Source organism: Streptomyces sp. NPDC005374 (genome assembly GCF_042872225.1).
In the GTDB taxonomy this organism is placed as follows: domain Bacteria; phylum Actinomycetota; class Actinomycetes; order Streptomycetales; family Streptomycetaceae; genus Streptomyces.
Genome location: NZ_JBIAKA010000012.1, coordinates 76,394 through 101,626, shown reverse-complemented (window position 1 = coordinate 101,626; position 25,233 = coordinate 76,394). Strand labels below are relative to the sequence as shown.

Below are 25,233 nucleotides of genomic sequence, written 5' to 3'. Positions count from 1 at the left end.
GATTCAGGGCCTGTTCGGCTTGCCCGGCGCATACACCCAGGTCTGGAACAGGCTGTCGAGCTTCTTCCCCGAAACACGTTCCGCAAGCCGCTCGAACTGTGCGGTGGTTCCGTGTCCGTCGCGGTGCTCGGCCGCCCAGGCACGCAGGATCCGGAAGAACGCCGGGTCGCCGACCGTCGTGCGCAGCACATGCAGGGCCATGGCGCCCCGGGCGTAGACGGGAGTGCCGAAGATGTTGGCGCCGCTGCCGGGATCTCCCGGCGGGAACTCCCACAGACCGTCGCTCGCGGGCTTCGCGTAGAGGTCGTCGAAGGTCTTCTGCGCGCTGTCGCCGCCGTGCTGCTCGGCGTAGAGCCACTCCGTGTAGGTCGCGAAGCCCTCGTTGAGCCAGATGTCCTTCCAGGAGGTGAGCGAGACGGAGTCGCCGAACCACTGGTGGGCGTTCTCGTGGACGAGGGTGCTCAGGTCGGGTGCCCGGTCGTAGACCGGTCGGCTCTGGGTCTCCAGCGCGTAGCCGACGTTCGGCGCGTGGTCCACGATCGATCCGGCGGCGCGGAACGGGTAGGGCCCGAAGAGTTTGGCCTCCCACTCGAGCACGGAGGGCAGTTTCTTCAGGACGGGGGCCGCCGCGGCGGCCTCGCGCGAATCGACGGCGTTGTAGACCCGGATGCCGTCCCTGGTGGTGTACTGCTGCACCGTGAACTTCCCGACGGTCGCGGTGGCCAGGTAGGCGGCCATGGGCTCGCTCTGCCGCCAGCGGAACGTGGTCTTCGCGTGCGCGGTCCGCTCGGAGAGGAGAACGCCGTTGGCGACCGCGGTGTGCCCCTTGGGGACGGTGATCGTGAAGTCGTACGACGACTTGTCCGTGGGGTGGCTGTTCGACGGGAACCAGGTCATCGCGCCCTGCGGTTCCCCGGCGACGAAGGCCCCGTCGTCGGTGGGGATCCAGCCGTCGGGCGAGCCGTCCGGGTCGGTGACGGGGCCGGGCTTGCCCTGGTAGGTGACGGTGACCGTGAATCGTTCCCCCTTGCCCAGGGCGCGCTTCGGGGTGACGACCAGTTCCTGCCCGTCCCGGCGGAAACCGGCCTTGGTGTGATCGACCGTCAGGCCGGTGACGGTCAGTCCCTTGAAGTCGAGGTCGAAGCGGCCGAGGCGCTGCGTGGCGCGGGCGGTGAGCACCGCCTTGCCGTCGAGGTGACCGCTGCCCGGGTCGTAGCGCAGTGTCAGGTCGTAGTGGCCGACGTGGTAGCCGCCGTTGCCGGAGAGCGGGAAGTAGGGGTCGCCCACTCCGGAGGAGCCCGTCGGCGAAGGCGCGGCGGCACCGAGCAGGGCGACGGGGGTGGTGACGAGGACGAAAGTGCGTCTGACGGCCTTCGGCACGTGCACTCCTACAGGTGGGGGGGTGGGCAACGCCTTCACACTAAAGGCCGCCTCCCCGGCAACTCACCCTTGATCAGGTCAAGTCGAGGCGCTCCGCGCAGTACGCTCCCGACGCACTCACCCCTTTGTCGAGAGGCCGCCCGTGAGCATCCGCGTCCGCCGTGTCTACGAACCGCCCGTCCCCGCGGACGGTGTGCGTGTCCTGGTCGACCGGTTGTGGCCGCGCGGCCTGCCCAAGGACGCGGCCCGGGTGGACGAGTGGCCGAAGGCGCTCACCCCGTCGACCGAGCTGCGCCGCTGGTACCACGCGGGCGAGGGCACGTACGAGGAGTTCGCCGGGCGGTACGAGGCGGAACTGGCCGCTCCCGAGGCGGCCGAACTTCTCGACCGTGTCCGGGAGTTGGTGGCCAAGGGGGACGTGACCCTGCTGACGGCGTCGAAGACACCGGAGCAGAGCCACGCCACCGTGCTGGTGCGCCTGTTGGAGTCCTAGCCTGCCGGCCGGTGCCCTAGCCGGTCTGCTTCGCCGCCGCCCGGCCCGCCGCGCGTCCCGAGAAGAGGCAGCCGCCGAGGAAGGTGCCCTCCAGCGCGTTGTAGCCGTGGACACCGCCGCCGCCGAAGCCGGCGACCTCGCCCGCCGCGTACAGGCCCTCCAGGGGTTTGCCGTCGGTGCCCAGCGCCCGCGAGTCGAGGTCGGTCTGGATGCCGCCCAGGGTCTTGCGGGTCAGGATGTGCAGCTTGACGCCGATCAGCGGGCCGGCTGCGGGGTCGAGGATGCGGTGCGGGGTGGCGACCCGGCCGAGGCGGTCGCCGATGTAGCGGCGGGCGTTGCGGATGCCCTGGATCTGGGCGTCCTTGCTGTAGGAGTTGGCGATCTGGAGGTCGCGGGCCTCGATCTGGCGGCGGAGCGAGTCGGCGTCCAGAAGTGCCTTGTCGGTGAGCCCGTTCATCTTCTCGACGAGCTGCTCCAGGTTCGGGGCGGTCACGAAGTCCGCGCCCTTGCGCAGGAACGCGTCGACCGGGCCCGGCGCGCCCTTGCCGAGGATCCGCTCCTTGAGGAAGCCCGCGCGGTCCTTGGCGGTGATGTCGGGGTTCTGCTCGGAGCCTGAGAGCGCGAACTCCTTCTCGATGATCTTCTGGGTGAGGATGAACCAGGAGTGGTCGTGCTCCGCGATGTCCTCGGTGGTGCGCAGGTGTTCGAGGGTGCTGAGGGTGTCGTAGCCGGGCAGACAGGGTTCGGGCAGGCGCCGGCCGAGGGCGTCGAACCACATGGAGGACGGGCCGGGCAGGATGCGGATGCCGTGGCCGGGCCAGATCGGGTCCCAGTTCTGGATGCCCTCGGTGTAGTGCCACATGCGGTCGCGGTTGACCAGGCGGACGCCCGCGTCCGCGCTGATGTCGAGCATGCGGCCGTCGACGTAGGCGGGGACGCCGGTGACCATCTCGGTGGGCGGGTTGCCGAGCCGTTCGGGCCAGTAGCGGCGGACGATGTCGTGGTTGCCGCCGATGCCGCCGGTGGTGACGACGACCGCCCGGGCGATGAGTTCGAAGTCGCCGACGCGGTCACGGTTGGAGGCGACACCGCGCGCGGAGTTGTCCTCGGCGAGGACGGTGCCGCGCACGCCTCGGGCGGTGCCCTCCTCGACGACCAGCTCGTCGACCTGGTGGCGGTGGTAGAAGGTCAGCAGTCCGTCACGCGCGGCCTGCTTGGCGTAGTCGACGAACGGCTCGACCACTCCGGTGCCGGTGCCCCAGGCGACGTGGAAGCGGGGCACGGAGTTGCCGTGTCCGTGGGCGGTGAGGTCGCCGCGCTCGGCCCAGCCGACGGTGGGCAGGAACTTGATGCCGTGTCCCTCCAGCCAGGACCGCTTTTCCCCCGCCGCGAACTCGACGTAGGCGCGCGCCCAGCGCACCGCCCAGGAGTCCTCGTCGTCGACACGGTCGAACTTCGCGCTGCCCTGCCAGTCGCTCCAGGCCAGGTCGAAGGAGTCCTTGATGCCGAGGCGCCGCTGTTCCGGGGAGTCGACGAGGAACAGCCCGCCGAAGGACCAGAAGGCCTGGCCGCCGAGGTTGGCGGCGTTCTCCTGGTCGACCAGCGCGACCCTCTTGCCGCGGCTGGTGAGCTCGTGCGCGGCGACGAGGCCCGCGAGCCCGGCTCCGACGACGATGACGTCGGCGTCCATGGCGACCGTCCCTTCCCTCATGCGGTGGTGTCGCTGCCGTCGGTGAGCAGCGCGGTGAGCAGTTGCTTGAGCCAGACGCGGGCACGCTCCACGTCCGCGTCCAGCAGCAGTTGGACGGTGACCCCGTCGTAGGCGGCGACCACGGCGTGGGCGGCACCTTCGACGTCGGTCAGTACTGCGGGCAGTTCGGCGTCCCCACGCGTGCGTGCCAGCCGGTCGGCGATCGCCCGCCTGAGCCGCGCCCGGTGTCCGAGCAGGGTCTCGGCGACCTCGGGCGCGCGGGCGGCGTGCACCAGGAAGTCGGTCTTCACCAGGAGCCAGTCCCGGTCGAGGAGGAGTACTTCGGTGACCCGGTCGACGGCGGCCGGCACGTCGAGGCCGGGTCCGTCGAGGGCGAGGGCCCCGGAGACCTGCTCCGCGATGAGGTCGGCGCGCTGCTGGTACAGGGCGAAGAAGAGCTCGTCGAGGCTGTCGAAGTTCGAGTAGAAGGCGCCCCGGCTGTAGCCGGCGGCCTCGCAGACCTCCTCGATCGACACGCGCCCGAAGCCCTTGGCGGCGAAGACCGCGAAGGCCGCTTCGAGGAGATTGGCGCGCGTGCGGACCCGGCGCCTGGTCACGCGCCTGGTCGTCTCCTCCACCAACGTGCCCTCCGCCATGTCGGCCCCTCCGCCCTCCGTTCGATACGCGAATGTATCGGATACAGCGATGTATCGAAAGAGTCGAACACTCGAAGGAATTTAATGGGAACAGATTTTCGAATCAGGCGTACGCTGGATCCATGACCGCGCACCTCCAGGGCTCCCTCTTCGACCAGACCGACCAGCTCCGGCTCGGCCCCCTCGACGGGATCCGCCGTACCGTGCTCGGGTTCGGCGCCTGGATCGACGTGCTGCCCGGATGGCTCGGCGGCTCCGACAGCCTCTTCGAACAACTGGCCGCCGAGGTGCCGTGGCGGGCGGAGCGCCGCACCATGTACGACCACGTCGTCGACGTACCGCGCCTGCTCTCCTTCTACGGCGCGGACGACGAACTGCCCCACCCCGTCCTCACCGAGGCCCGCGAGGCGCTCACCGCGCACTACGCCGACGAGCTGGGCGAGCCGTTCGCCACGGCCGGGCTGTGCCACTACCGGGACGGCCGGGACAGCGTCGCCTGGCACGGCGACCGGAGCGGGCGGGGCGCCCGGGAGGACACGATGGTCGCCATCCTCTCCGTGGGCGCGCCCCGGGATCTGCTGCTGCGCCCGGTCCGCGGCGGCCTGGACACGGTCCGGCGGCCGCTGGGACACGGCGACCTGATCGTGATGGGCGGCTCCTGCCAGCGCACCTGGGAGCACGCCGTACCGAAGACCACGCGCGCGACGGGACCGCGCATCAGCGTCCAGTTCCGCCCGCACGGCGTGCGCTGAGGCAGAGAGGCGGCTGCTTCGGCCGCGCGCGGGGGCTGCCTCCGGCGGACGGCGCCGGAGGCAGCCTCGTCTTACGGAAGTTGACGGCTGGAGGACCGGTACCCGCCGCTCCGGTTCGCCTGAGCGTCTGCTTTGCTGTGTGCCGTCGGGCAGGGACTCATCGGGCGGGGCGATCATGAGCGCGGGCGTGCAGCAAGTCGCGGACGGCACCTATCTGGTGCACGGCAGCAACACCAACTGGGTGATCCTGACCGAGGGGGACTCCGCCACGCTGGTCGACACCGGCTATCCGGGCGACCGCGAGCAGGTGCTCGCCTCCCTTGCGGAGGTGGGGAGTTCACCGGAGGCGGTCACGGCCGTACTCATCACGCACGCCCACAACGACCACCTCGGCTCCGCCGAGTACCTGCGCGGGGCCTACGGCACCCCGGTGTATCTGCACGAGGCCGAAGTGCCGCACGCGCGGCGGGAGTTCCTGCACCAGGTGACCGTGGGCACGGTCCTGAAGAACGGCTGGCGGCCCGGTGTGCTGCCATGGGCGGTGCACGCGATCCGCTCGGGCGGCACGGCCCATGTGCCGGTGGCCTCCCCGCAGCCGTTCCCGGCGGAGGGCGCCCTCGATCTGCCGGGCCGGCCCGTGCCCGTGCACACGCCGGGCCACACCGACGGGCACTGCGCCTTCCACCTCCCCGAGCGCGGGGTGGTGATCTCCGGCGACGGCCTGGTGAGCGCCCACCCGACCTCGCGGATCAAGGGACCCCAGCTGCTGCCCGACATGTTCCACCACGAGCGGGCCAGGGCCGTGGCCTCCCTCGACGTGTTCGCGGAACTGGACGGCGAACTGATGCTGCCCGGGCACGGTCCCGCCCACCGCGGTCCGGTCCGTGAGGCGGCACTTCAGGCCAGGGACCGCGCACTCTAAGGTGAGGTGACGATCACCGGCGAGACAAGGACAGATCAGCCATGGCACTGCAGATCAGCGCTACGAACCCGGAGCATCCCGCGCTCCTGCTGGAACTGCCGTGGCACCTGCCGCTGGAGGAGTGGCCGGAAGAGGTCCTGGTCCCGCTGCCGCGCGGCATCTCCCGCCACGTGGTGCGCTACGCCCGGGCCGGCGACGAGGTCATCGCCGTGAAGGAGCTCGCCGAACGCCCGGCGCTGCGCGAGTACGAACTGCTGCGCGACCTGGACCGGCTCGGGATTCCCGCGGTCGACCCGCTGGCCGTGGTCACCGGGCGCACCGACGGCGGCGACGCCCCCCTGGAACCGGTGCTGATCACCCGGCACCTCGGCGGCTCGATGCCGTACCGCTCGATGTTCGAGACGACCATGCGGCCCGCCACCATGCACCGCCTGATGGACGCCCTGGCCGTCCTCCTGGTCCGTCTGCACCTGGCCGGGTTCGCCTGGGGCGACTGCTCCCTGTCCAACACCCTGTTCCGCCGCGACGCGGGCGCCTACGCGGCCTATCTGGTGGACGCCGAGACCGGCGACCTGCATCCGCAGCTCAGCAACGGGCAGCGGGACTACGACCTCGACCTCGCCCGTGTCAACATCAGCGGCGAGCTGCTCGACCTGGAGGCGTCCGGGGCGCTGCACCCCTCCGTGGACGCGATCGAGTTCGGCATGGAGATCTGCTCGCGCTACGCCAGCCTGTGGGAGGAACTGACCCGCAGGTCCGTGTATCCGGCGGGCAAGTACCACTTCATCGAGCGCCGGATCCGGCGTCTGAACGAACTCGGCTTCGACGTGGCCGAGATGCAGATCGAGCACGCGGCGAACGGCGACACGGTCACCTTCGTGCCGAAGGTCGTGGACGCGGGCCACCACCAGCGCCAGCTGCTGCGCCTGACCGGTCTCGACACCGAGGAGAACCAGGCCCGGCGGCTGCTGAGCGACCTGGAGAGCTGGATGGCCACCCAGGACGACTACGCCCCGGGCGACCCCCTCGGCGCCCGTCCCGAGGTCCTCGCGCACCGGTGGGTGCGGGACGTCTTCCGGCCCACCGTGCGGGCCGTACCGCTCGAACTGCGCGGCTCCATGGACGCGGCCGAGATCTACCACGAGCTGCTGGAGCACCGCTGGTACCTGTCGGAGCGTGCCCAGCACGACATCGGGCTGGACACGGCCGTCGACGAGTACATCAACAACATCCTTCCCAAGACACGGGAGACGCTCCAGCCCACCCCCGCCACCGCGGACTGACTCAGACGTGCGGCACCACGGCCACCGGGCAGTCCGCGTGGTGCAGCACGCCATGGGCGACCGAGCCGATCCGGGCGCCCACCGCGGTACGACGAGCCCGGCGGCCGACGACCATCAGCTGGGCGCGCGCGGTCACCGACAGCAGCACCTGCCCGGCACTGCCCATCTCCACGTGCTCGACGACCGGGACGTCCGGGAAGCGTTCCCGCCACGGCTGGAGCGCCGAGGCGAGGGCCTTCTTCTCGTACGGTTCCAGGCCCCCGGCCTCGTCGAGGAGCTTCAGCGAACCGGGGCTGTAGGCGAACACCGGCGGCAGCGTCCAGGCCCGTACGGCACGCACCGTGGCGCCCCGGGCCGCCGCCGTCTCGAAGGCGAACCGCAGGGCGGCGGCGCTGTCCTGCGGGTCGCCCTCCTGGCCCACGACGATCTCGCGGCCCGCGGCCTCGGCTGTGGCCTGGTCACCGGCGCGCACCAGGACGACGGGCCGGGCCGCCTCGGCGATCACCTGCTGCCCCACCGAGCCCAGCAGGAAGCCGACGACGGGCCCGTGTCCGCGGGAGCCCAGGACCATCAGTTCGGCGTCGGCAGCGGCGGCGACCAGCACGTCGACGCTGTCGCCCTCCAGGACGTCGGTGGACACGTCGAGTCCCGGGTGCCGTCCGACGACGGCCCGCACGGCCTCGGCCGTGGCGTCCCCGGCCCAGCCTGCCTGGGTGTCCCGGTCCCCCGCGTCGATCCCCTCGTACGGCTCGAACCGCCACGCGTGCACCACCCGCAACCCGGTCCCTCGCCGGACCGCCTCCCGGGCGGCCCACCCGAGTGCCGCGAGGCTCTCCTCGGTTGCGTCGATGCCTGCGGTGATCGGGCGCGTCATGCGCTGGCCTTCCTGTTCGCGGTCACGTCGGTGGGGCCCAGTCTTCACTACGCTGCCTCCATGGCCTTGGAATGGGAGCAAGTCATCGTGGACTCGGCCGACCCCGTCGCCCTCGGGCGCTGGTGGGCGAAGGCGCTGGAATGGGTGGTGGTCGAGGACACTCCGGACGAGTTCGAGATCCGCCCCGAGAAGGACCGGTTGCCGGGAGTGCTCTTCGTACCGGTGCCGGAGGCGAAGACCGTCAAGAACCGGCTCCATCTCGACTTCCGGCCGGACGACCAGGAAGCCGAGGTCACCCGCCTTCTCGCCCTGGGCGCCCGGCACGCGGACGTGGGGCAGGGCGAGCAGCCCTGGGTGACGCTGATGGATCCGGAGGGGAACGAGTTCTGCGTGCTGGGCGAGCGCCGAGCCTGACCCCGGCAGGGTCAGCCATACCTGCGCGCGCGGCGCATGGATCGAACATACGATGGCCTGGACCGGGCCGGTGACGACGGCGACACCGTGCTCTGAAAGCCGACCGCTCGGGGTGGGAGACGTATGGCACAGGCCGCCGAATCAGCGCGGACCGTCATCCTGACCGTGGACGACGACCCGGGGGTCTCCCGTTCCGTCGCCCGCGATCTGCGGCGGCGTTACGGCGAGTCGTACCGGATCGTGCGCGCGGAGTCCGGTGAGTCCGCGCTGGAGGCGCTGCGGGAACTGAAACTGCGCGGCGACCTCGTAGCCGTGATCCTGGCCGACTACCGCATGCCCCAGATGAACGGCATCGAGTTCCTGGAACAGGCCCTGGACGTGTATCCGGGGGCCCGCCGTGTGCTGCTGACCGCGTACGCGGACACCAGCGCGGCGATCGACGCGATCAACGTCGTCGATCTGGACCACTATCTGCTCAAGCCGTGGGACCCGCCCGAGGAGAAGCTCTACCCGGTCCTGGACGACCTCCTGGAGGCGTGGCGGTGCAGCGACTACCGCCCGGTGCCCGCCACCAAGGTGGTCGGACACCGCTGGTCGGCGCGCTCCTCGGACGTACGCGAGTTCCTGGCCCGCAACCAGGTGCCCTACCGCTGGTACTCGACGGACGAGCCCGAGGGGCAGCGGCTGCTGGCCGCCGCGGGGCAGGACGGGCAGCGGCTGCCGGTGGTGATCACCGCGGACGGCCTGCCCCTGGTCGAGCCGGATGCGCCGGATCTGGCCGCCCACGTGGGCCTCGCCACGACGCCGACCGCGGACTTCTACGACCTCGTCGTCATCGGCGGCGGTCCTGCCGGGCTCGGAGCGGCGGTGTACGGGGCCTCGGAGGGGCTGCGGACCGTCCTCGTGGAGCGCTCGGCGACCGGCGGACAGGCCGGGCAGAGCTCACGCATCGAGAACTACCTGGGCTTCCCCGACGGTGTGTCGGGAGGTCAGCTCACCGACCGGGCCCGGCGCCAGGCGACCAAGTTCGGCGCCGAGATCCTGACCGCCCGCGAGGTGGCGGGCCTGGAGGTCAACGGCGCGGCCCGCACCGTGCGCTTCTCGGACGGGTCGACGGTGTCCGCACACAGCGTGATCCTGGCGACCGGTGTGTCGTACCGGCAGCTGCAGGCGCCCGGCTGCGAGGAACTGACCGGGTGCGGGGTGTTCTACGGCTCGGCGCTCACCGAGGCCGCGTCCTGCCAGGGGCAGGACATCTACATCGTCGGTGGCGCCAACTCCGCGGGACAGGCGGCGATGTACCTGTCCCGGGGCGCCAAGTCGGTGACCCTGCTGGTGCGCGGTCCCGACCTCGCCGCGTCGATGTCGCACTATCTGATCCAGCAGATCGAGGAGGCTCCCAACATCTCGGTACGCGCGCGTACCGTCGTGGAGTCCGCGCACGGCTCCGACCACCTGGAGCAGCTCACCCTGCGCGACATCGAGACCGGGGAGACCGAACTCGTCGACACGCAGTGGTTGTTCGTCTTCATCGGCGCGGCCCCGCTGACCGGCTGGCTGGACGGTACGGTGCTGCGGGACGAGCGCGGGTTCATCCTGGCCGGCCCCGACCTCACCCCCGACGGGCGGCCGCCGGCGCAGTGGGAGCTGGACCGGCCGCCCTACCACCTGGAGACCAACATTCCCGGTGTGTTCGTCGCGGGCGACGCGCGCGCCGAGTCCGCGAAGCGGGTCGCGTCCGCCGTCGGAGAGGGAGCCATGGCCGTGATGCTCGTCCACCGGTATCTGGAGCAGTCATGAGCGGGCAGATGATGCCGTGCAGCCCCGAGGAGATCGGGGCGCTGTTCCTGTTCGAGAAGCTGCCCCCGGAGCAGTTGGGGCAGTTGTGCGCCGCGGGGCGGGTGGAGAGGTTCGAACCCGGCCCCGTCTACACCGAGGGCGAGCCCGCCACCTGCTTCTACGTGATGATCGAGGGCACGGTCGTGCTCTCGCGCCGGGTCGGCGGCGACGACGTCGAGGTCAGCCGTACCTCCCAGCAGGGCGTCTACGCGGGGTCGATGCAGGCGTATCTGGGCGACCGGGTGCCGCAGGTCTACAACAACTCCATGCGGGTCACCGAGCCCACGCGGTTCTTCGTACTGCCGAGTCTGAAGTTCTCGGACTTCATGCAGGAGTGGTACCCGCTGGCGGTCCACCTGCTGGAGGGGCTCTTCTTCGGTTCGAAGAGCACCCAGCGGGCCATCGGGCAGCGTGAACGGCTACTGGCGCTGGGCTCGTTGTCGGCGGGGCTCACGCACGAGCTCAACAACCCCGCCGCGGCGGCCGTACGGGCCACGGCGACGCTGCGGGAGCGGGTCGGCAAGATGCGGCACAAGCTCGCCGTCATCGCCCAGGGGGCCTACAGCCCCGAGGTGATGGCGAACCTCATCGACATCCAGGAGCGCACCGCCGAACGGGTCGCCAAGGCACCCGTGTTGAGCCCGCTGGAGGCGTCCGACCGCGAGGACACCCTCAGTGACTGGCTCGACGACCACGGCATCCAGGACGGCTGGCGGATCGCCCCCACCTTCGTGCAGGCCGGCCTCGACGTGGACTGGCTGGACCAGATCGCGTCGGCCGTGGACGAGGAGATCCTGCCGAACGCGATCGGCTGGCTCAACTACACGGTCGAGACCGAGCTGTTGATGGACGAGATCAACGACTCCACGGCCCGGATCTCCCATCTCGTCGACGCGGCCAAGCAGTACTCGCAGCTGGACCGGGCGCCCTATCAGGTGGCCGACGTGCACGAACTCCTCGACAGCACGCTGCTGATGCTCTCCGGGAAGATCGGGCCGCAGATCAAGGTGGTCAAGGACTACGACCGGACACTGCCGCGGATCCCGGCCTATCCCGCCGAGCTCAACCAGGTGTGGACGAACCTGATCGACAACGCGGTGCAGGCCGTCAACAGCGTGGGCGGGGAAGGCACCTTGACCGTCCGGACCGCTCTCGACCACGACCGGCTGCTGGTGGAGTTCCGGGACACCGGGCCCGGGGTGCCGAAGGACATCCGCGGGCGTATCTTCGATCCGTTCTTCACCACCAAGCCGGTGGGCGAGGGGACGGGGCTCGGGCTCGACATCTCCTGGCGGATCGTGGTCAACAAGCACCACGGATCGCTGCAGGTGGAGTCGTCGCCCGGGGACACCCGATTCCAGGTGCTGCTTCCGCTGACCGCCGCGGACAACGACACGACCGAGGAGCCCGAGTGACCGACATCAAGGGGATCGACCCGAGCGTGGCGCCCAGCGGCGACGGGTGTGTGGAGTGCGATACGGCGGGTGGATGGTGGTTCCATCTGCGACGGTGCGCTCAATGCGGGCACGTGGGGTGTTGCGACTCCTCGCCCGGGCAGCACGCGACCGGGCACTTCCGGGACACGGGCCATCCTCTGGTACAGAGTTTCGAACCGGGCGAGGAGTGGTTCTGGAACTTCGAGACCAGCGACATGTTCGAGGCGGGACCGGAGTTGGCTGCGCCCGCAAGTCATCCGGTGGGGCAGCCTTCGCCCGGGCCGGCGGGGCGAGTGCCGGAGAATTGGGCGCGAGTGCTTCGCCGATGAGCTCGGGGCGGCCTGTCCGCCGGCGGCTGCTGGTGCGTTGTGGCTGGTCGCGCAGTTCCCCGCGCCCCTGAGCGGGTCCACCGGTTGTCAGTGCGAAGTGCCAGGATGTAGTCGTGTCGCAGATCTCCATCAGTACGCCGCTCATCGGGCGCGAAGACGAGCTTGACCGGCTTTCCGGGGTGCTGGAGCGGGCCCGGGGCGGGGAGGCCCGGGCTGTGCTCGTCGCCGGGGACGCCGGGGTGGGCAAGACGCGGTTGCTCGACGAAGTCATGGGACGGGCCGCTGCGGGCGGGATGACCGTGCTCACCGGGCACTGTGTGGATCTCGGGGATGTCGGGCTGCCGTATCTGCCGTTCACCGAGGTGTTGGGTGTGCTGGCCGGTGATGAGCGGTTCTCCGGTGTCGTCTCGTCCCATCCGGTTGTGGAGCGGTTGCTGGGCGGGGGGTCTCCAGGGGACTCCGGTGGGCGGCTTCGGTTGTTCGAGGGGATCGCGGGGCTGCTCGCCGATCTGGCGGACATCACTCCCCTGCTCCTCGTCCTGGAGGATCTGCACTGGGCGGACCAGTCGTCCCGGGATCTGTTGCGGTTCCTGCTCAGCCGGGGGATCTTGCAGCGGGCGGCGGGCGGGGCGCCCACGCATCGGCTGGCGGTGCTCGCCTCCTACCGGGCCGACGACCTGCACCGGCGTCATCCGCTGCGTCCGCTGCTCGCCGAGCTGGTGCGGCTGCCCGCCGTCGAGCGGCTGGAGCTGCGGCCCATGGGCGACGCCGAGGTGGCGCGGCTGGTGCGGGCACTGCGGGAAGGCCCCTTGCCGGACACCACCGTGCGGCGGATCGTCGAGCGTGCCGAGGGCAACGCCTTCTATGCCGAGGAACTGCTCGCGGCCACGGGCAGTGGGGACGGTGGAGTGCCCAGCGGGCTCGCCGACGTGCTGCTGATCCGTTTCGAGCAGCTCTCCGACACCGCTCAGCAGGTGCTGCGTTCTGCGGCCGTGGCCGGGCGGCGCGTCGAGCACGACCTGTTGCGGGACGCCGTACGGCTGCCCGAGGAGGAGTTGGAGGCCGCGCTGAGAGAGGCCATCGGGCGGCAGGTGCTGGTGCCGGGTGACGGGGACACCTATGCGTTCCGGCACGCCCTGGCCCGTGAGGCCGTGTACGCCGATCTGCTGCCCGGTGAGCGGGCGCGGCTGCACGGCGGGTTCGCCCGGCTGCTCGACGGGCGGGGACACCGGGCCGAGAGCGCGGCGGAGCGGGCCCATCACTACCGGGAGAGCCATGATCTGGCTCCCGCGCTCGCCGCCTCGCTGGAGGCCGCCGACCATGCGCTCCGGGTGGGAGCGCCCGCCGAGGAGCTTCGGCATCTGGAGGCGGCCCTCGACCTGTGGTCGGCGGTGCAGGCTTCCGAGCGGCCCACGGGTGAGGGGGTCGACCGGGTACGGCTCATGCTGCGGGCCTCGGGGGCGGCCGCGCACACCGGTGAACTGCACCGGGCGGTGTCGCTCACGCGGGCCGCGCTCGCCGGTGTCGGACAGGGGGCGGACTCCGAACTCGCCGCTCTGGTGCGCTACACGCTCGCCGGGAACCTGATGACCGTCGACAACCTCACCGCGGCCTTCGCCTACAGCAGCGAGGCCCTCGACATGATCCCCGCCGATCCCCCGTCCCGTACCTGGGTGTGGGCCGCGGCGACCCATGTGCTGGCGGCCCGCCATGTCGGGGACAACGAGACCGCGCTGCGGGTCGCGCGGCAGGCCCTCGACAGGGCGGAGGAGCTGGGCGTGATCGACGCCCAGGCGGACCTGTTGGTCTCCCTGGCGGTCCTCGAGGGCGACGGCCGTCGCTCGGTGGAGGGGCGGGAGCGGCTGCGGCGGGCGCTGGAGCTGGCCCGCAGGTCGGGCAACGCGCCGGTGGAGGTGCGCGCCCTGTTCAATCTCGCCATCGGCACCTTCGAGTCCGGGCACCTGGACGAGAGTCTGCCCTGGATCACGGAGGGACTGGACCGCGCCCGCAGGGCCGGGCTGCTGTCCTCGCCGTATCCGATGGAGATGCGTTACCTCCATCTGGTGGTGCTGTACACGCTGGGCCGCTGGGACGACTGCGTCCGGGCGGCGAGCACCGATGCCGAGGTGCTGCCCACGGCCGGTGGGTACAGGGTCGCGCCCGCGCTCTACGTGGCGCTCGCACGCGGCGACTTCACGGCCGCCGACCGGGCCCGGGCACTGCTGGAGGGGCCGTTCGACTGGATGGCCACGCTCGTCGCGGGCATCGCGCTGACCGAGGCGGCGGCGTTGCGGGGCCAGGCGGAGGAGGCCGTGGAGCGGATGCGGTCCACCGTCGCGGCGCTGACCGACGACACGGGCACGCCTCCCCACGTCACCATCCGGCTGGCCGCCCTCGCGTTGTCCGCGGTCGCCGACCGGGCCGGCGATCTGCGTCTCAAGGGAGACCAGGAAGGTGCGCGTCGGTGGGCGGAGACCGCGACCGAGCTGCTGGAGCCGGCCAGGGCCATCGCCGTGCACGGCGGAGTGCCGCAGGGTCCGGAGGGACAGGCGTGGCTGGCCCGGGCCGAGGCGGAGTGGACGCGGGCCGTGTCGGGGCCGGATGTTCAGGCGTGGGCGAAGGCGGTCGCCGCGTTCGACTTCGGTGACGTGTACGAACCGGCGCGCTGCCGGCTGCGGTACGCCGAGGCCCTCCTGGCGGCCGACCGGCGCGAGGAGGCGGCTGCGGAGGCCCGCGGCGCTCGCGAGGTGTTCGCCCGGCTCGGCGCCAAGGTGCTCCTCGAGCAGGCGGACGAGCTGATCCGGCGCGGCCGGCTCGCCGACGCCCCGCCCACCGCGTCCCTGCTGACGGCCCGCGAGCAGGACGTGCTGCGGCTGCTGGCCAGGGGTCGCAGCAACCGCCAGATCGGCGAGGAGCTGTTCATCACCGGCAAGACGGCGAGCGTGCACGTCTCCAACATCCTCGCCAAGCTGGGCGCGGCGAGCCGTACCGAAGCCGTGGCCGTCGCCTATCGAGCGGGGCTGATCGCCCCGGAGACGGCGGCCGACGGCTGACGGCCCGTCAGTGACGTGTGCAGTCGAGGCTGTTCAGGTCGACGGCGTCCGCCATGGCCTGCATGCCCTTGTCGTTGGGGTGGATGTGGTCCCCGCCGTCGAAGAAGGGGAGCATCCGCTCGTGGTCGTAGGGGCTGCGGAGGATGTGGTCGAAGTCGGTGACCGCGTCGAACTCGTCGCCGTGGGTCCTGAGGAAGGCGTTGACCTCCTGGCGTACGGTCTCGGCGGCCGGGTCCCATTCGGGCCAGCCCTTGAAGGGGGCGATGGTGGAGACGACCACGCACTTGCCGGCGCCGTGGGCCCGGTCGACGATCTCGCCGTATCCGTCGATCAGGTCCTGTGCGGTGACGCCGGAGTGGGCCTTGAGGTCGTTGACGCCCTCGAAGAGGAAGACGGTGTGCACGCCCGGTTGGGAGAGCACGTCCCGGTCCAGCCGGTTCAGGGCGCTGGGCCCGGCGCCGTCGGCCAGCACCTTGTTGCCGGAGATCCCCTCGTTGGCCACACCCTTGACTCCCGTGTGCGCTTTCTGGAGGCGGCGGGCGAGGTAGTCGGGCCAGCGGCGGTTGAGGTCGCCGGTGGACTGCCAGCCGTCGGTGATGGAGTCGCCGAGCGCGACCACGGAACCGGTGGCGGCGGCCGTGCGCACCGAGACGGCGTCGAGGTAGAACCACGACCCGACGATGTCGCCCCAGTGTGCACCGCTCTCCTCGGCGGTGTGGTCGCCCTGTGCGGCGTACGAGGTCTGCAGGGCCATCGAGTGCCCGGTGACCGGGCCCGCCGCGTCTGGGGTGTGCAGGCTGACGACCAGGTTCGACCCGGCGGCCAGTGGGCCGGGCAGCGGGTCGCTGTACACGGTGGTGCCCGGCTCCAGGGTGACGGATGACGAGCCGTCGAAGGTGAGCCGCCGGTTGGAGCCGCGCGCCAGCTCGGCACCCTTGAGCTGGAGTCCGGCGTAGACGCTGTCGAAGGTCACCGGCCGGTCCCCGAGGGCGTTGGAGAGCCGGATGCGCGGGTCCCGGCCGCCGACGCTGGTGTGCACGACCATGCGGTAGCCGCGGTCGGCGACCGACTCGCCGATGCGGTAGGCGCTCGCGCCCCAGGTGATGACCCCGTCGGGCGGGCCGACGGCGGCCGGTGCGGGCGTGGCCTGGAACACGGCGGCGACGACCGTGACGGCGATCAGCCGGGCCCTGCGGGCCGTCCGGCGCCTCATCGGTCGAAGCCCCTCAGGGTGACGGTGGCACCCGGCTTCAGTGTCACCGTGCGAGCGCTTCCGGCGTGCGCGACCGTCGTGGTGCGGCCGCCGACGCTCCGGATCCGTGCTTCGGTCGGTTTCCCATCCCGCCAGCGTAGGTCGACGACGAAGCCGCCGCGTGCGTTCGCTCCGGTGAGGGAGCCGGAGGCGGCCCAGGCGTCGGGCAGGGCGGGCAGGAGTTCCAGGTGGCCGGGGCGGGAGTAGAGCAGCATCTCGATCATCGCTGCGGGGGTACCCAGATTCGCGTCGATCTGAAAGATTCCGCGGCCCTTTTCCACCTGGTAGATGTCGAACAGGTTGAAGGCGCTGCCGTTGCTGCCTCCGCTGGAGGGCCGCAGGTTGTTGACCACGAGCTGGTAGGCCTTGTCGGCGTTCTTGAGCCGGGCCCAGCACAGGGCGCGCCAGGCGTTGGCCCAGCCGAAGCTCTCGGTGCCGCGTGCGGTGAGCAGGGCGGTGGCGCCCTTGACGATGTCGGCCGGGGTGGAGCCGTCGGGGCGGATGCGGTCGCCGGGGAAGAGGCCGACGAGCGGGGACAGGTGGCGGTGGGTGGTCTCGCCGAGGTTGTCGGGGGACATCCACTCCTCCAGCCAGCCCGTGGTGGGGCTGACCTCAGGCAGGTACAGGCGTTTGCGGAGACCGGCGATCGTGGCGGCGAACGCCGTGTCCTTCTTCAACTGGACCGCGGCATTGCAGTAGTTGCCGAACAGGGCCCACACGAGTTCCTGAGCGTAGGTGATGCCCTTGGCGTCGAGGGGGCCGTGTTCGGGCGACCAGTCGCTGTCGGCGACGAGGACCTCCCTTGACGTGCCCGGGAGGGTCATGGTCAGCAGCCGGGCCTCCCAGAACTCGCAGGCGCCCTTCAGGAGGGGGTAGATCTTCTCCAGATGGGCCCGCGACGCGGTGAACTCGTAGTGCTCCCACAGGGAGTTGCACAGCCACGCGTTGCCTGCCGGATGCCACCACCAGCCGCCCCCGCCGAAGGGGTTGGTGGAGATGGCGACCGTCCAGCCGGCGTTCTTGCCGGTGGAGTTGCGGTAGCGGTTGCGGGGGTCGTTGAACAGCCTGCGGGTGAGATCGGTCCAGGACGGGAGCTGGGCGACGCAGTAGTCGGTGAAGGTGTCGAAGCACTGCGAGAGGCCGGCGCGGTCGGCCGCCCAGTAGTTCATCTGGATGTTGATGTCGGTGTGGTAGTCGCCCATCCAGTCCGGGTCGTTGCCGTCGAGCCACAGTCCCTGGAGGTTCAGCGGCAGGCTGCCGCGCGATCCCGCGATCATCAGGTAGCGGCCGAACTGGAGGTACTGCGCCTCCAGTTCGGGATCGGGTTCACCGTCCCGGGCACGGGCGCGGATCCGCTCCCAGGTGTCGAGGGCCCGCTGCTCGGCGGAGGAGGTGCCGAGCGAGACGTCGAGCTGTCCGAACAGGGCCCGGTGGTCGGCGGTGTGGGTGCGGAGCAGGGTCTTCGCCGGGTGGCGGGCGGCGTTGCGGACCGTGGTGACCGCGTGCCGTTCGGGGTCGAGGGACGGGTCCCGGAATCCGGCGGCCGCGTCGGGCGCGTAGTCGGTACCGCCGCTCAGCACCACGGTGACGTCCGTGCACCCGGTGAACGTGATGTGCGGCCCGTCCACGCGGACGCGGCCGCCGGTGCCGTAGGCCGTGACGGCGGCGCCGTATCTCAGGCCGTTCGCGAGGGTGGCCCCGAAGGAGACCGCGGGCTCCTCGCCGTGTGTTCCCTCCAGCGTGACCGTGCCGGTGTAGTGGCCTCCCCCGCTCTGGCTGAAGTGCAGGACGATGACGTCGTCGGGGCGGCTGGCGAAGATCTCGCGTCGGTAGGTCACTCCGGAGCGGACGTAGGACGCCCCGTTCACGCCCCTGGCCAGGTCGAGGGTGCGACGGTAGCCGGAGACGGCGGACAGGTCGTGGTCGGGGATGTCCACGGTGAGCCGGGCCAGCAGGGTGAAGGAGCCGAAGTCCTGGCGGCCGTAGGGGAATTGACCGTCGGAGTCGAGGGTGTCGTTGAGACCGCCGGTCCACATCGTGGCGTCGGTGACGAGGAGGAGTTCACGGCCGGGGTCGTTGCTCGCGAGGGCGCCGAGGCGGCCGTTGCCGACCGGGAGTCCCTGTTCGATCATCGAGTGCTCGTCGGCGGGGGCCTGCCACCAGAGTTCATGGCGTGTGTCACCGGAGCGGGCAGGTGTGTCGGCGGCGGCTGTGTACGTCGGCAGGGCGGTGAGGGCACCTGCGGCGGCGGTGGCGGCGAGGACACCGCGTCTGGACGGGGCGGGGGTCATGGCGGCTCCTGGAGGCTCGGTCAGGACTTCGGTACGTCGATCCGGTCGATGTCCGGTGCGTAGCCGGTGCCGCTGTCGAAGGTGATCGTGTTGGTGCCGGCCTTGAGCGTCACGGGCACGTAGACGCTCGCCACGGTCCCCCAGTCACCGGTGGAGGGGAGCTTGTGCCGGGTGGCGCCGCCGCCGTTCGCCGAGACGTCCACCGAGCGGGCGTCACCGCTGATGTAGGAGACCTTGATCTGGTAGGTGCCCGCCTTGGCGACGACGACGTCGCGGAAGGTCAGGGTGCCGCCGAGGTACAAGTTGCCGACCTTCTTTCCGTGGGAGCAGGCGGAGCAGTCGGCGACGGAGGCGTTGCCGCCGAGGGTGTTCGTGGAGGACTCGGCCTCGTAGCCGGTGAGGGCGAGGGCGGTGCCGCGCGGGGTGACCGTGAAGAGACGGGAGCCGTGGGCGGGCAGGGCCTGGGTCACCTTGTTCTTGAAGGTGCCGAGGTTCTCGTGGTTCCACAGGTCCCGGACGGCCGCGTTACCGGTGAAGCCGAGGGTGGACCAGTCGGCGCTGACGGCGGCGGGGGCGTCGGCCAGGTTGAACAGGGCGACGGTGTAGGTGCCGTCGGGGTTCTTCGCTGCCCAGACCTGCTGGGGGTCGGACGGGGTGACGGGGTGTGCGGGCGGGTTGGGGCCCTGGTCGAGGGCGATGACCTCGCGGTTGGTCAGCAGGGAGAGGCCGTAGGAGTCGAGGCGGGTGAGGTCGTCGCCGGTGTAGAGGGGGGACTTGGCGATGGCCCACAGGGTGGCGTAGCTCTGCCGTTCGGCCTTGGTGAGGCCGTCCATGGCGCCGTTGCCGACGTCGAGGGAGTCGAGGTCGTTCCAGCCGCCGGGTCCGGCGTGCCGGGTCCAGGCCGGGGTGTCGTCCCAGCGGTCGTCGACGGAGTTCTCCCAACTGACGAGCGTGTTGCAGTAGCACTCGACGTCGGTGTCGATCCGCCAGCCCTGCGAGTACTTCTTCCAGTCGGCGGCGTGCCCGATGTCGAGGGACCAGGACAGTTCGAGGTGGATCGGGCGTCCGGTGGCGGCGATCGCCTTGTTCCAGGCGGCCACGTCGGCAACGTTGTCGTACTGGTCGCCGCTCTTGCCCGAGCCGGGGCCGACGCCGTCGAGCTTGAGGAAGTCATAGCCCCAGTCGGCGATCAACTGTGCCTGGGAGTCTATGTACTTGGCCGTGCACGGCTTGGAGAAGTCGAGCTTGTACGCGCTGTCCCAGCCGTTGGTGGTGCGCAGGTCGCCGTAGACGACGTCGGCGGTGGTGCAGCCGTCGGCGTTCCAGACCGGTGTCTTCCCGTCGCCGTACGCCGCTTTCTCCAGGCCCGCCGGGAGGTAGATGCCGGCCTTGAGGCCCTTGGCGTGGATGCGGTCGGCGACGGCCTTCATGCCGCTGGGGAAGCGGACCGGGTCGGGCTTCTGGCGGCCGTACTGGTCGAACCCGGACTTCCAGGTCTTGTCCATCCACCAGCCGGCGTCGATGTTGACGTACTCGTAGCCGTACGTCTTCAGCTTGGCGGCCATGGCGTCGGTCTGCTTGAGGACGTTGGCCTCGGTGAGGTAGCTGTAGTCGCCGTCCGGGTTGAGGCCGGGGTACTTGGACGACTGCATGCTCCAACTGGTCCAGCCCATATAGGGCTTGGCGGCGAGGGTGGGGGCGGGGGTGTCGGCGGCGTGGGCCGTGGGGACGGCGACCGCCATGAGGGCCAGCACCAGCAGGGCTCTCGCGGGCAGGGCGAAGTACGAGGATGACCGCACGGGCCTTACCTCCAGGGGGTGTTGGGGTGTTCAGCGGCTCGGGGTGATGAAGGACTGGATGGCGGTGGCGGCGGCTCCGCGCGCCCACTCGTCGAAGGGCAGCGGGCGGGTGCGGACGTCGCACCGGGCGGCGGAGCCGAAGGCGGCCGCGACGAAGGCGTCGCGGATCTGTTCGGCGAACAGGTCGTAGGCGGCGAGCCCCTCGCCGGAGATGATCACGCGTTCGGGGCCGAGGAGGTTGGCGACGGTGGCGATGCCCCGGCCGATCGCCTCGCCCGCGCGCGCGTACACGTCCCGGGCTCCGGCGACGCCTTCGCGGGCGAGGGCCAGGGCCTGGTCGGCGCCGGTGAGTTCGGCTCCGGTGGCCTCACGGATCTGCCGGACGATCGCTGCCTCCCCCGCGATCGCCTCGACGCAGCCGCGGTTGCCGCAGTGACACAGCGGACCGGCCGGGTCGACGGTCACATGCCCGATCTCGCCGGCCACTCCGTGCGCCCCGGCGACCACGCGGCCGTGCACCACCAGGCCGCACCCGATGCCGGCGCCGACGGTCACGACGGCGAAGTCGGACAGCCCCACGCCGGCGCCGAACCACTGCTCGGCGACGGTCAGGGCCCGTACGTCGTTGTCGACGGTGACTGGCAGCCCGGTGGTCATCGCGGCGAGTTCGGCGAGCGGGACGTCACGCCACTCCAGGAAGGGCGAGTAGCGGACCGTACCCTCGCCCCGGTCGACGTCACCGGAGACGGCGATGCCGAGGCCCAGCACCGGGGCCGTGGGACTGTCCGCCTGGTCCAGGAGTTGCTGGACCACGTCCGTGATGCCCGCGAGCACCGTCTTGGGGTCGCGGTCGGCCAGTCGCAGGTGCCGTGCGACGCGGACACGGCAGCACAGGTCGGTGAGGACGCCGATGATCTCGTCACCGGTGACCTTGACGCCGATGAACAGGGCCCGCCCGCCGTCGACCCGGACGAGGTTCGCGGGGCGCCCGAGTGCCGGGCGGGCCTCCTCGTCGGCGCCCTCGACCAGGTATCCGGCCTCGATGAGGGGCCGGACCGCCTTGGTGACGGCGGCCGGTGACAATCCGACACGCCGGGCCACCTCCAGACGGGGGAGGGGGCCCTGGGAGAGGACGGTGGTGAACACCTGTGAGGCGGCGGGTGTGTTGGCGGGGAACGTCTCGGCGCGAGGGGTCTGGCGCATGGCCGCGAACTTAGATGGGTTCTTTTCCGTCGTCAATAAAAAAAGCAGGATTGCTGTGCCGTTGCTGTGTCCAGTCAAGGAGAAGAGCCGGATGAGATCAGCAGGAGTGCTCGGTGGCACGTTGGCGGGGACGGTTCTGCTGTCCCTCCTCGCGACCCCCGCCCAGGCCGCACCCCGGGGACCCGACGTGGATCTGGCAGGGCTGCGCGGGGTGTTGCAGTCGGCGGTGCGGGAGGGCGCGCCGGGTTCGATGGCCCGGATCGACGACCGGGGCGCGGTGTTCAGGGCCGCCGTCGGTGTCGACGACCGGACCACGGGGCGGGCCATGGGCGACGCCGACCGGTTCCGCATCGGCAGCGTCACCAAGGTCTTCACCTCCGTGGTGCTGCTCCAGCTGGTGGACGAGAAGAAGCTGAAGCTGGACGCACCGGTCGACCGCTACCTGCCGGGACTGCTGCCGGACGAGCGGATCACGGTCCGGCACGTGCTGAGTCACCGCAGCGGTCTGTACGACTACACGAACGACATGTTCGCCAAGTCGGTCTCCGGGTTCGAGGCGGTCCGCAAGAAGGTCTTCACCCCCACGGAACTGGTGAACCGCTCGCTGCGGCGACCGCGCACGAACGCGCCGGGCGCGGTGTACTCGTACTCGAACACCAACTTCGTGGTCGCCGGCATGCTGGTCGAGAAGCTGACCGGGAACCCGGTGCGGACCGAGTACCAGAACCGGATCATCGAGCCGCTGAAGCTGCGCGACACGTTCTATGTGCATCCAGGCATGAAGATCCCGGGCCGTCATGCCCGTGGTTACCTCACCCCGGACCAGGCGGGCGCCCCGCTCGTCGACGCGACCGAGCAGACCGTGTCGTGGGCGCAGAGCGCGGGCGCGCTGATCTCCAGCACCCGGGACCTCAACACGTTCCTGTCCGCCCTGCTGGGCGGCCGGCTGACCTCGGCCGCCCAACTGGCGCAGATGGAGCGGTGGGCGCCGTCGGGCACCGGGCAGGCGTACGGACTCGGGCTGCGCCGTCGCGATCTGTCGTGCGGTGTCTCGGTGTACGGCCACACAGGTGCCGTGCAGGGCTTCTACACGTACGCGTTCGCCTCGAAGGACGGCAAGCGCGCTCTCGCCGCGGTCGCCAACACGTCCAACAACGGCACGGTCCTCACCACCATGCTGCGCACCCTGGACTCCGCGTTCTGCGGCAAGGCGGCGAGGGCCCCGCGCGGGAAGGCTCCGGTGGAGCGGCACGAGGACGTGGCGCCGGCGGTCGCGCTGGACTGAGTCCGGGCCGGAGGTTTCGGCCGGGCCGGGAACCCCTGTGACCTGGTGCGCGTTCCTGCCTTTGGACGACGACACCAGGGCGGCACGATGAGCGAGTTGGTCCCCGGAGGCAATCTGCCCCTGCCCGACGGGGCTGTCACCGTGCGGGTTCCCGGCCCCTTCGACGTGTCCGCCCTCGTCCTGGACGAGGGCGGCAAAGTCGGGGGCGACGCCGACTTCGTGTTCTACAACCAGCCGTCCGCTCCCGGCGCCCGGCTCGTCGGCGACACGCTCACCGTCGATCCCCGGCGGCTGCGCGCGGGTGCCGCGCGGGTCACGGTGGTCGTGAGCCCGGCCGACCCCGCCACTCCCCTGGGCCGGCTGCCCGCCCCGGTGCTCCAGGTCACCGGGGCGGGAGGCCGCCCGCTCGCCCGGTTCGCGCCACCGCGGCCACGGCAGGAGACCGTGCTGCTGCTCGCGGAGATCTACCGGCGCGGCGACGGCTGGAAGCTGCGGGCGCTGGGACAGGGGTACGCGGACGGGCTGGCGGGCCTGGCGCGGGACTTCGGGGTGGACGTGGTCGACGACACGCCGACGGCCACGGCGCCTTCCGCGTCGGTCACGGCGCCGGGGCCACGTCAGGCCGCTGTTCCGGCGTTCCCTCGTGCACCGGTTCCCCCGGCCCTCGCGGTGCCGAGCGGGCCCCGACCGGCTGCTCCCGGCCCCTACTCCCCCACGGCGGCAGCGCCCTCCGCCGATCTCGCCGACTTCCTCACCCTGGTCAACTCCGCTCGTAGCAGGGCCGGTTCGGCCCCCGTGTCCCACGATCCCCGGCTCACCGAAGCGGCCCGCGCGCACGCCCGCGCCATGGCCTCCGCCGGTCGCCTCGGCGTCGAGGGCCCGGACGGCGTCTCCGTCTTCCAGCGGGTCACCGCCACCGGATACATGTACATCGCGGTCGGCGAACACCTCGTCTCCGGCCCCCGCGACCCGTCCGAGTTCGTCGAGTACTGCCTGCGCACCGAGCAGCCCCGGCGGACCCTGCAGGACCCGGCCGTCACCGACGTCGGCATGGCGTACGTCGGCGGCGGCCGCTCCGGCGACACGTACTGGACGGCGTTGTGGGCGAGGCCCCTCACGCCCGGCGGCCTGGCCGGGACCGTCGACGAGGTCGTCGCCCTCACCAACCGGGAGCGCGCCGGGGCAGGTCTGCCGCCGCTCGCCGTCGACCCCCTCCTCGCCCGCGCCGCGCAGGCGTACAGCACCGACATGGCCGCCCGCGCCTTCTACTCCCACACCTCGCCCGAAGGCACCCAGCCCTGGGACCGGGCCGCCGCAGCGGGCTCCACCCGGCGTTCGATCGGGGAGAACATCGCCTGCGGCCAGCGCTCCGCCGCCGAGGTCGTGGAAGGCTGGATGAACAGTCCCGGCCACCGCGCCAACATCCTCAAACCCGCCTTCACCCATATCGGCATCGGCTTCGCGGGCGGCGGCCCCGCGGGCACGTACTGGACGCAGTTGTTCGGCGCCTGAGCAGTCCGCGGAAGCGAACGGGCGCGCCCCGAACACGCCATCCGGTACGCGATCTTGGCGGAGGGGTTCCCTCCGGGCCAGGATGCCTCCATGAAGGGTGACCTCTTTTCCAGTGAGCACATGGTCCAGCCCGCCACCGCGCCGGGCATGACGGTCGAGAATGCCAAGTGCATCCGGTACACGGTGAACGGCGAGATGCACGCGCGTCAGGGGGCGATGGTCGCCTACCGGGGCAATCTCGAGTTCGAGCGCAAGGGCCAGGGAGTCGGCGGCATGCTCAAACGGGCCGTCACCGGTGAGGGCCTGCCGCTGATGGCGGTGCGCGGTCAGGGCGAGGCCTGGTTCGCCCACGAGGCCCAGAACTGTTTCGTCGTCGACGTGGAACCGGGCGACGAGTTCACGGTCAACGGGCGCAACGTCCTGTGTTTCGACGCCTCGTTGGCGTACCGGATCGCGACCGTGAAGGGGGCGGGCATCGCCGGCGGCGGCCTGTTCAACAGCGTCTTCACGGGACACGGCAGGCTCGGGCTGGTCTGCGAGGGCAACCCCCTGGTGATCCCGGTGTCCGCGGAGTTTCCGGTGTACGTCGACACGGACGCGGTCGTCGGCTGGACCGCGGGCCTCGCGACCTCACTGCACCGTTCGCAGTCCATCGGGTCGATGCTGCGCGGCGGTTCCGGTGAGGCGGTGCAGCTGATGCTCCAGGGGTCGGGCTACGTCGTCGTCCGGCCGAGTGAGGCGACCCCGCAGAAGGCCCAGCAGCACTGAGA

General features: G+C 71.2%; 20 protein-coding genes. 12 read left to right on the top strand and 8 right to left on the bottom strand.

Features of this window, described 5'->3' with window-relative positions; genetic code table 11:
- Nucleotides 1–3 precede the first annotated feature (3 nt).
- Nucleotides 4–1,380, bottom strand: a complete 1,377-nt coding sequence (locus tag ACFYRX_RS29190) for a M1 family metallopeptidase (protein ID WP_389105783.1) — start codon at nucleotides 1,378–1,380, stop codon at nucleotides 4–6.
- Between the two features lie 142 nt (nucleotides 1,381–1,522).
- Here ACFYRX_RS29190 and ACFYRX_RS29185 point away from each other — a divergent pair, with 142 nt between their 5' ends.
- Nucleotides 1,523–1,873, top strand: coding sequence for a DUF488 domain-containing protein (locus tag ACFYRX_RS29185; RefSeq protein ID WP_389105781.1), 351 nt, complete (start codon nucleotides 1,523–1,525; stop codon nucleotides 1,871–1,873).
- Between the two features lie 16 nt (nucleotides 1,874–1,889).
- Here the strand turns inward: ACFYRX_RS29185 and ACFYRX_RS29180 are convergent, their stop codons facing one another.
- Nucleotides 1,890–3,563, bottom strand: coding sequence for an FAD-binding dehydrogenase (locus ACFYRX_RS29180; protein ID WP_389105778.1), 1,674 nt, complete (start codon nucleotides 3,561–3,563; stop codon nucleotides 1,890–1,892).
- 17 nt (nucleotides 3,564–3,580) lie between these two features.
- Nucleotides 3,581–4,219: a TetR/AcrR family transcriptional regulator gene (locus ACFYRX_RS29175; RefSeq protein ID WP_389105775.1), complete on the bottom strand. Its 639-nt coding sequence runs from the start codon at nucleotides 4,217–4,219 to the stop codon at nucleotides 3,581–3,583.
- A 122-nt stretch (nucleotides 4,220–4,341) separates the two neighbouring features.
- On the opposite strand from ACFYRX_RS29175, the gene ACFYRX_RS29170 reads away from it, so the two are divergent.
- The 3 genes from ACFYRX_RS29170 (at nucleotide 4,342) to ACFYRX_RS29160 (ending at nucleotide 7,176) form a co-directional block, all read left to right on the top strand.
- Nucleotides 4,342–4,971: an alpha-ketoglutarate-dependent dioxygenase AlkB gene (locus ACFYRX_RS29170; protein ID WP_389105771.1), complete on the top strand. Its 630-nt coding sequence runs from the start codon at nucleotides 4,342–4,344 to the stop codon at nucleotides 4,969–4,971.
- A 175-nt stretch (nucleotides 4,972–5,146) separates the two neighbouring features.
- A complete protein-coding gene (locus ACFYRX_RS29165) occupies nucleotides 5,147–5,893 on the top strand; it encodes an MBL fold metallo-hydrolase (protein ID WP_389105770.1) in 747 nt (248 codons plus the stop codon).
- A gap of 41 nt (nucleotides 5,894–5,934) precedes the next feature.
- Entirely contained in the window at nucleotides 5,935–7,176 is a 1,242-nt protein-coding gene (locus ACFYRX_RS29160) for a DUF4032 domain-containing protein (protein ID WP_389105768.1), read from the top strand.
- Between the two features lies 1 nt (nucleotide 7,177).
- Here the strand turns inward: ACFYRX_RS29160 and ACFYRX_RS29155 are convergent, their stop codons facing one another.
- Nucleotides 7,178–8,050, bottom strand: coding sequence for a universal stress protein (locus tag ACFYRX_RS29155; protein WP_389105765.1), 873 nt, complete (start codon nucleotides 8,048–8,050; stop codon nucleotides 7,178–7,180).
- Between the two features lie 60 nt (nucleotides 8,051–8,110).
- On the opposite strand from ACFYRX_RS29155, the gene ACFYRX_RS29150 reads away from it, so the two are divergent.
- From ACFYRX_RS29150 to ACFYRX_RS29130, 5 genes are all read left to right on the top strand, one after another.
- Nucleotides 8,111–8,464 carry a VOC family protein gene (locus ACFYRX_RS29150; protein ID WP_389105763.1) on the top strand — a complete coding sequence of 118 codons (354 nt, stop codon included), beginning with the start codon at nucleotides 8,111–8,113 and terminating at the stop codon, nucleotides 8,462–8,464.
- Between the two features lie 123 nt (nucleotides 8,465–8,587).
- Nucleotides 8,588–10,264 carry an FAD-dependent oxidoreductase gene (locus tag ACFYRX_RS29145; protein WP_389105760.1) on the top strand — a complete coding sequence of 559 codons (1,677 nt, stop codon included), beginning with the start codon at nucleotides 8,588–8,590 and terminating at the stop codon, nucleotides 10,262–10,264.
- Nucleotides 10,261–11,718: an ATP-binding protein gene (locus ACFYRX_RS29140; protein WP_389105757.1), complete on the top strand. Its 1,458-nt coding sequence runs from the start codon at nucleotides 10,261–10,263 to the stop codon at nucleotides 11,716–11,718. The genes ACFYRX_RS29145 and ACFYRX_RS29140 overlap by 4 nt, the downstream gene beginning before the upstream one ends.
- Nucleotides 11,715–12,068: a UBP-type zinc finger domain-containing protein gene (locus tag ACFYRX_RS29135; protein WP_389105754.1), complete on the top strand. Its 354-nt coding sequence runs from the start codon at nucleotides 11,715–11,717 to the stop codon at nucleotides 12,066–12,068. Before ACFYRX_RS29140 ends, ACFYRX_RS29135 begins: the two co-directional genes overlap by 4 nt.
- Nucleotides 12,069–12,181: 113 nt before the next feature.
- The gene (locus ACFYRX_RS29130; protein WP_389105752.1) at nucleotides 12,182–15,121 is read left to right on the top strand and encodes an AAA family ATPase; all 2,940 of its coding nucleotides are present in this window, start codon (nucleotides 12,182–12,184) and stop codon (nucleotides 15,119–15,121) included.
- 7 nt (nucleotides 15,122–15,128) lie between these two features.
- On the opposite strand, the gene ACFYRX_RS29125 is transcribed toward ACFYRX_RS29130, so the two are convergent.
- The 4 genes from ACFYRX_RS29125 to ACFYRX_RS29110 are packed head-to-tail and all read right to left on the bottom strand — an operon-like array spanning nucleotide 15,129 to nucleotide 21,666.
- The gene (locus tag ACFYRX_RS29125) at nucleotides 15,129–16,334 is read right to left on the bottom strand and encodes an SGNH/GDSL hydrolase family protein (RefSeq protein WP_389105750.1); all 1,206 of its coding nucleotides are present in this window, start codon (nucleotides 16,332–16,334) and stop codon (nucleotides 15,129–15,131) included.
- Nucleotides 16,331–18,664, bottom strand: a complete 2,334-nt coding sequence (locus ACFYRX_RS29120; RefSeq protein ID WP_389105748.1) for a glycoside hydrolase N-terminal domain-containing protein — start codon at nucleotides 18,662–18,664, stop codon at nucleotides 16,331–16,333. Before ACFYRX_RS29120 ends, ACFYRX_RS29125 begins: the two co-directional genes overlap by 4 nt.
- A gap of 20 nt (nucleotides 18,665–18,684) precedes the next feature.
- Nucleotides 18,685–20,463, bottom strand: coding sequence for an alpha-galactosidase D (locus tag ACFYRX_RS29115; protein ID WP_389105746.1), 1,779 nt, complete (start codon nucleotides 20,461–20,463; stop codon nucleotides 18,685–18,687).
- 30 nt (nucleotides 20,464–20,493) lie between these two features.
- Nucleotides 20,494–21,666 (bottom strand): ROK family protein, encoded by a 1,173-nt coding sequence (locus tag ACFYRX_RS29110; RefSeq protein ID WP_389105744.1) that lies wholly within the window; start codon nucleotides 21,664–21,666, stop codon nucleotides 20,494–20,496.
- A 91-nt stretch (nucleotides 21,667–21,757) separates the two neighbouring features.
- Between ACFYRX_RS29110 and ACFYRX_RS29105 the strand changes: the two genes are divergently transcribed.
- The 3 genes from ACFYRX_RS29105 to ACFYRX_RS29095 all read left to right on the top strand — a co-directional run bounded on the left by ACFYRX_RS29105 (nucleotide 21,758) and on the right by ACFYRX_RS29095 (nucleotide 25,231).
- A complete protein-coding gene (locus ACFYRX_RS29105) occupies nucleotides 21,758–22,951 on the top strand; it encodes a serine hydrolase domain-containing protein (RefSeq protein ID WP_389105741.1) in 1,194 nt (397 codons plus the stop codon).
- An 87-nt stretch (nucleotides 22,952–23,038) separates the two neighbouring features.
- Complete coding sequence (locus tag ACFYRX_RS29100; protein WP_389105739.1) at nucleotides 23,039–24,463, top strand: CAP domain-containing protein; 1,425 nt, start codon at nucleotides 23,039–23,041, stop codon at nucleotides 24,461–24,463.
- A gap of 90 nt (nucleotides 24,464–24,553) precedes the next feature.
- Nucleotides 24,554–25,231: an AIM24 family protein gene (locus ACFYRX_RS29095; RefSeq protein ID WP_389105736.1), complete on the top strand. Its 678-nt coding sequence runs from the start codon at nucleotides 24,554–24,556 to the stop codon at nucleotides 25,229–25,231.
- Nucleotides 25,232–25,233: the final 2 nt, after the last annotated feature.

Bases quoted from the DNA above. Each gene is read 5' to 3' on its own strand.
- ACFYRX_RS29180 (WP_389105778.1), bottom strand. From the start codon at position 3,563: ATGGACGCCGACGTCATCGTCGTCGGAGCCGGGCTCGCGGGCCTCGTC.
- ACFYRX_RS29145 (WP_389105760.1), top strand. From the start codon at position 8,588: ATGGCACAGGCCGCCGAATCAGCGCGGACCGTCATCCTGACCGTGGAC.
- ACFYRX_RS29160 (WP_389105768.1), top strand. From the start codon at position 5,935: ATGGCACTGCAGATCAGCGCTACGAACCCGGAGCATCCCGCGCTCCTG.
- ACFYRX_RS29095 (WP_389105736.1), top strand. From the start codon at position 24,554: ATGAAGGGTGACCTCTTTTCCAGTGAGCACATGGTCCAGCCCGCCACC.
- ACFYRX_RS29175 (WP_389105775.1), bottom strand. From the start codon at position 4,219: ATGGCGGAGGGCACGTTGGTGGAGGAGACGACCAGGCGCGTGACCAGG.
- ACFYRX_RS29110 (WP_389105744.1), bottom strand. From the start codon at position 21,666: ATGCGCCAGACCCCTCGCGCCGAGACGTTCCCCGCCAACACACCCGCC.
- ACFYRX_RS29105 (WP_389105741.1), top strand. From the start codon at position 21,758: ATGAGATCAGCAGGAGTGCTCGGTGGCACGTTGGCGGGGACGGTTCTG.
- ACFYRX_RS29170 (WP_389105771.1), top strand. From the start codon at position 4,342: ATGACCGCGCACCTCCAGGGCTCCCTCTTCGACCAGACCGACCAGCTC.
- ACFYRX_RS29100 (WP_389105739.1), top strand. From the start codon at position 23,039: ATGAGCGAGTTGGTCCCCGGAGGCAATCTGCCCCTGCCCGACGGGGCT.
- ACFYRX_RS29120 (WP_389105748.1), bottom strand. From the start codon at position 18,664: ATGACCCCCGCCCCGTCCAGACGCGGTGTCCTCGCCGCCACCGCCGCC.
- ACFYRX_RS29140 (WP_389105757.1), top strand. From the start codon at position 10,261: ATGAGCGGGCAGATGATGCCGTGCAGCCCCGAGGAGATCGGGGCGCTG.
- ACFYRX_RS29155 (WP_389105765.1), bottom strand. From the start codon at position 8,050: ATGACGCGCCCGATCACCGCAGGCATCGACGCAACCGAGGAGAGCCTC.
- ACFYRX_RS29125 (WP_389105750.1), bottom strand. From the start codon at position 16,334: ATGAGGCGCCGGACGGCCCGCAGGGCCCGGCTGATCGCCGTCACGGTC.
- ACFYRX_RS29165 (WP_389105770.1), top strand. From the start codon at position 5,147: ATGAGCGCGGGCGTGCAGCAAGTCGCGGACGGCACCTATCTGGTGCAC.
- ACFYRX_RS29150 (WP_389105763.1), top strand. From the start codon at position 8,111: ATGGCCTTGGAATGGGAGCAAGTCATCGTGGACTCGGCCGACCCCGTC.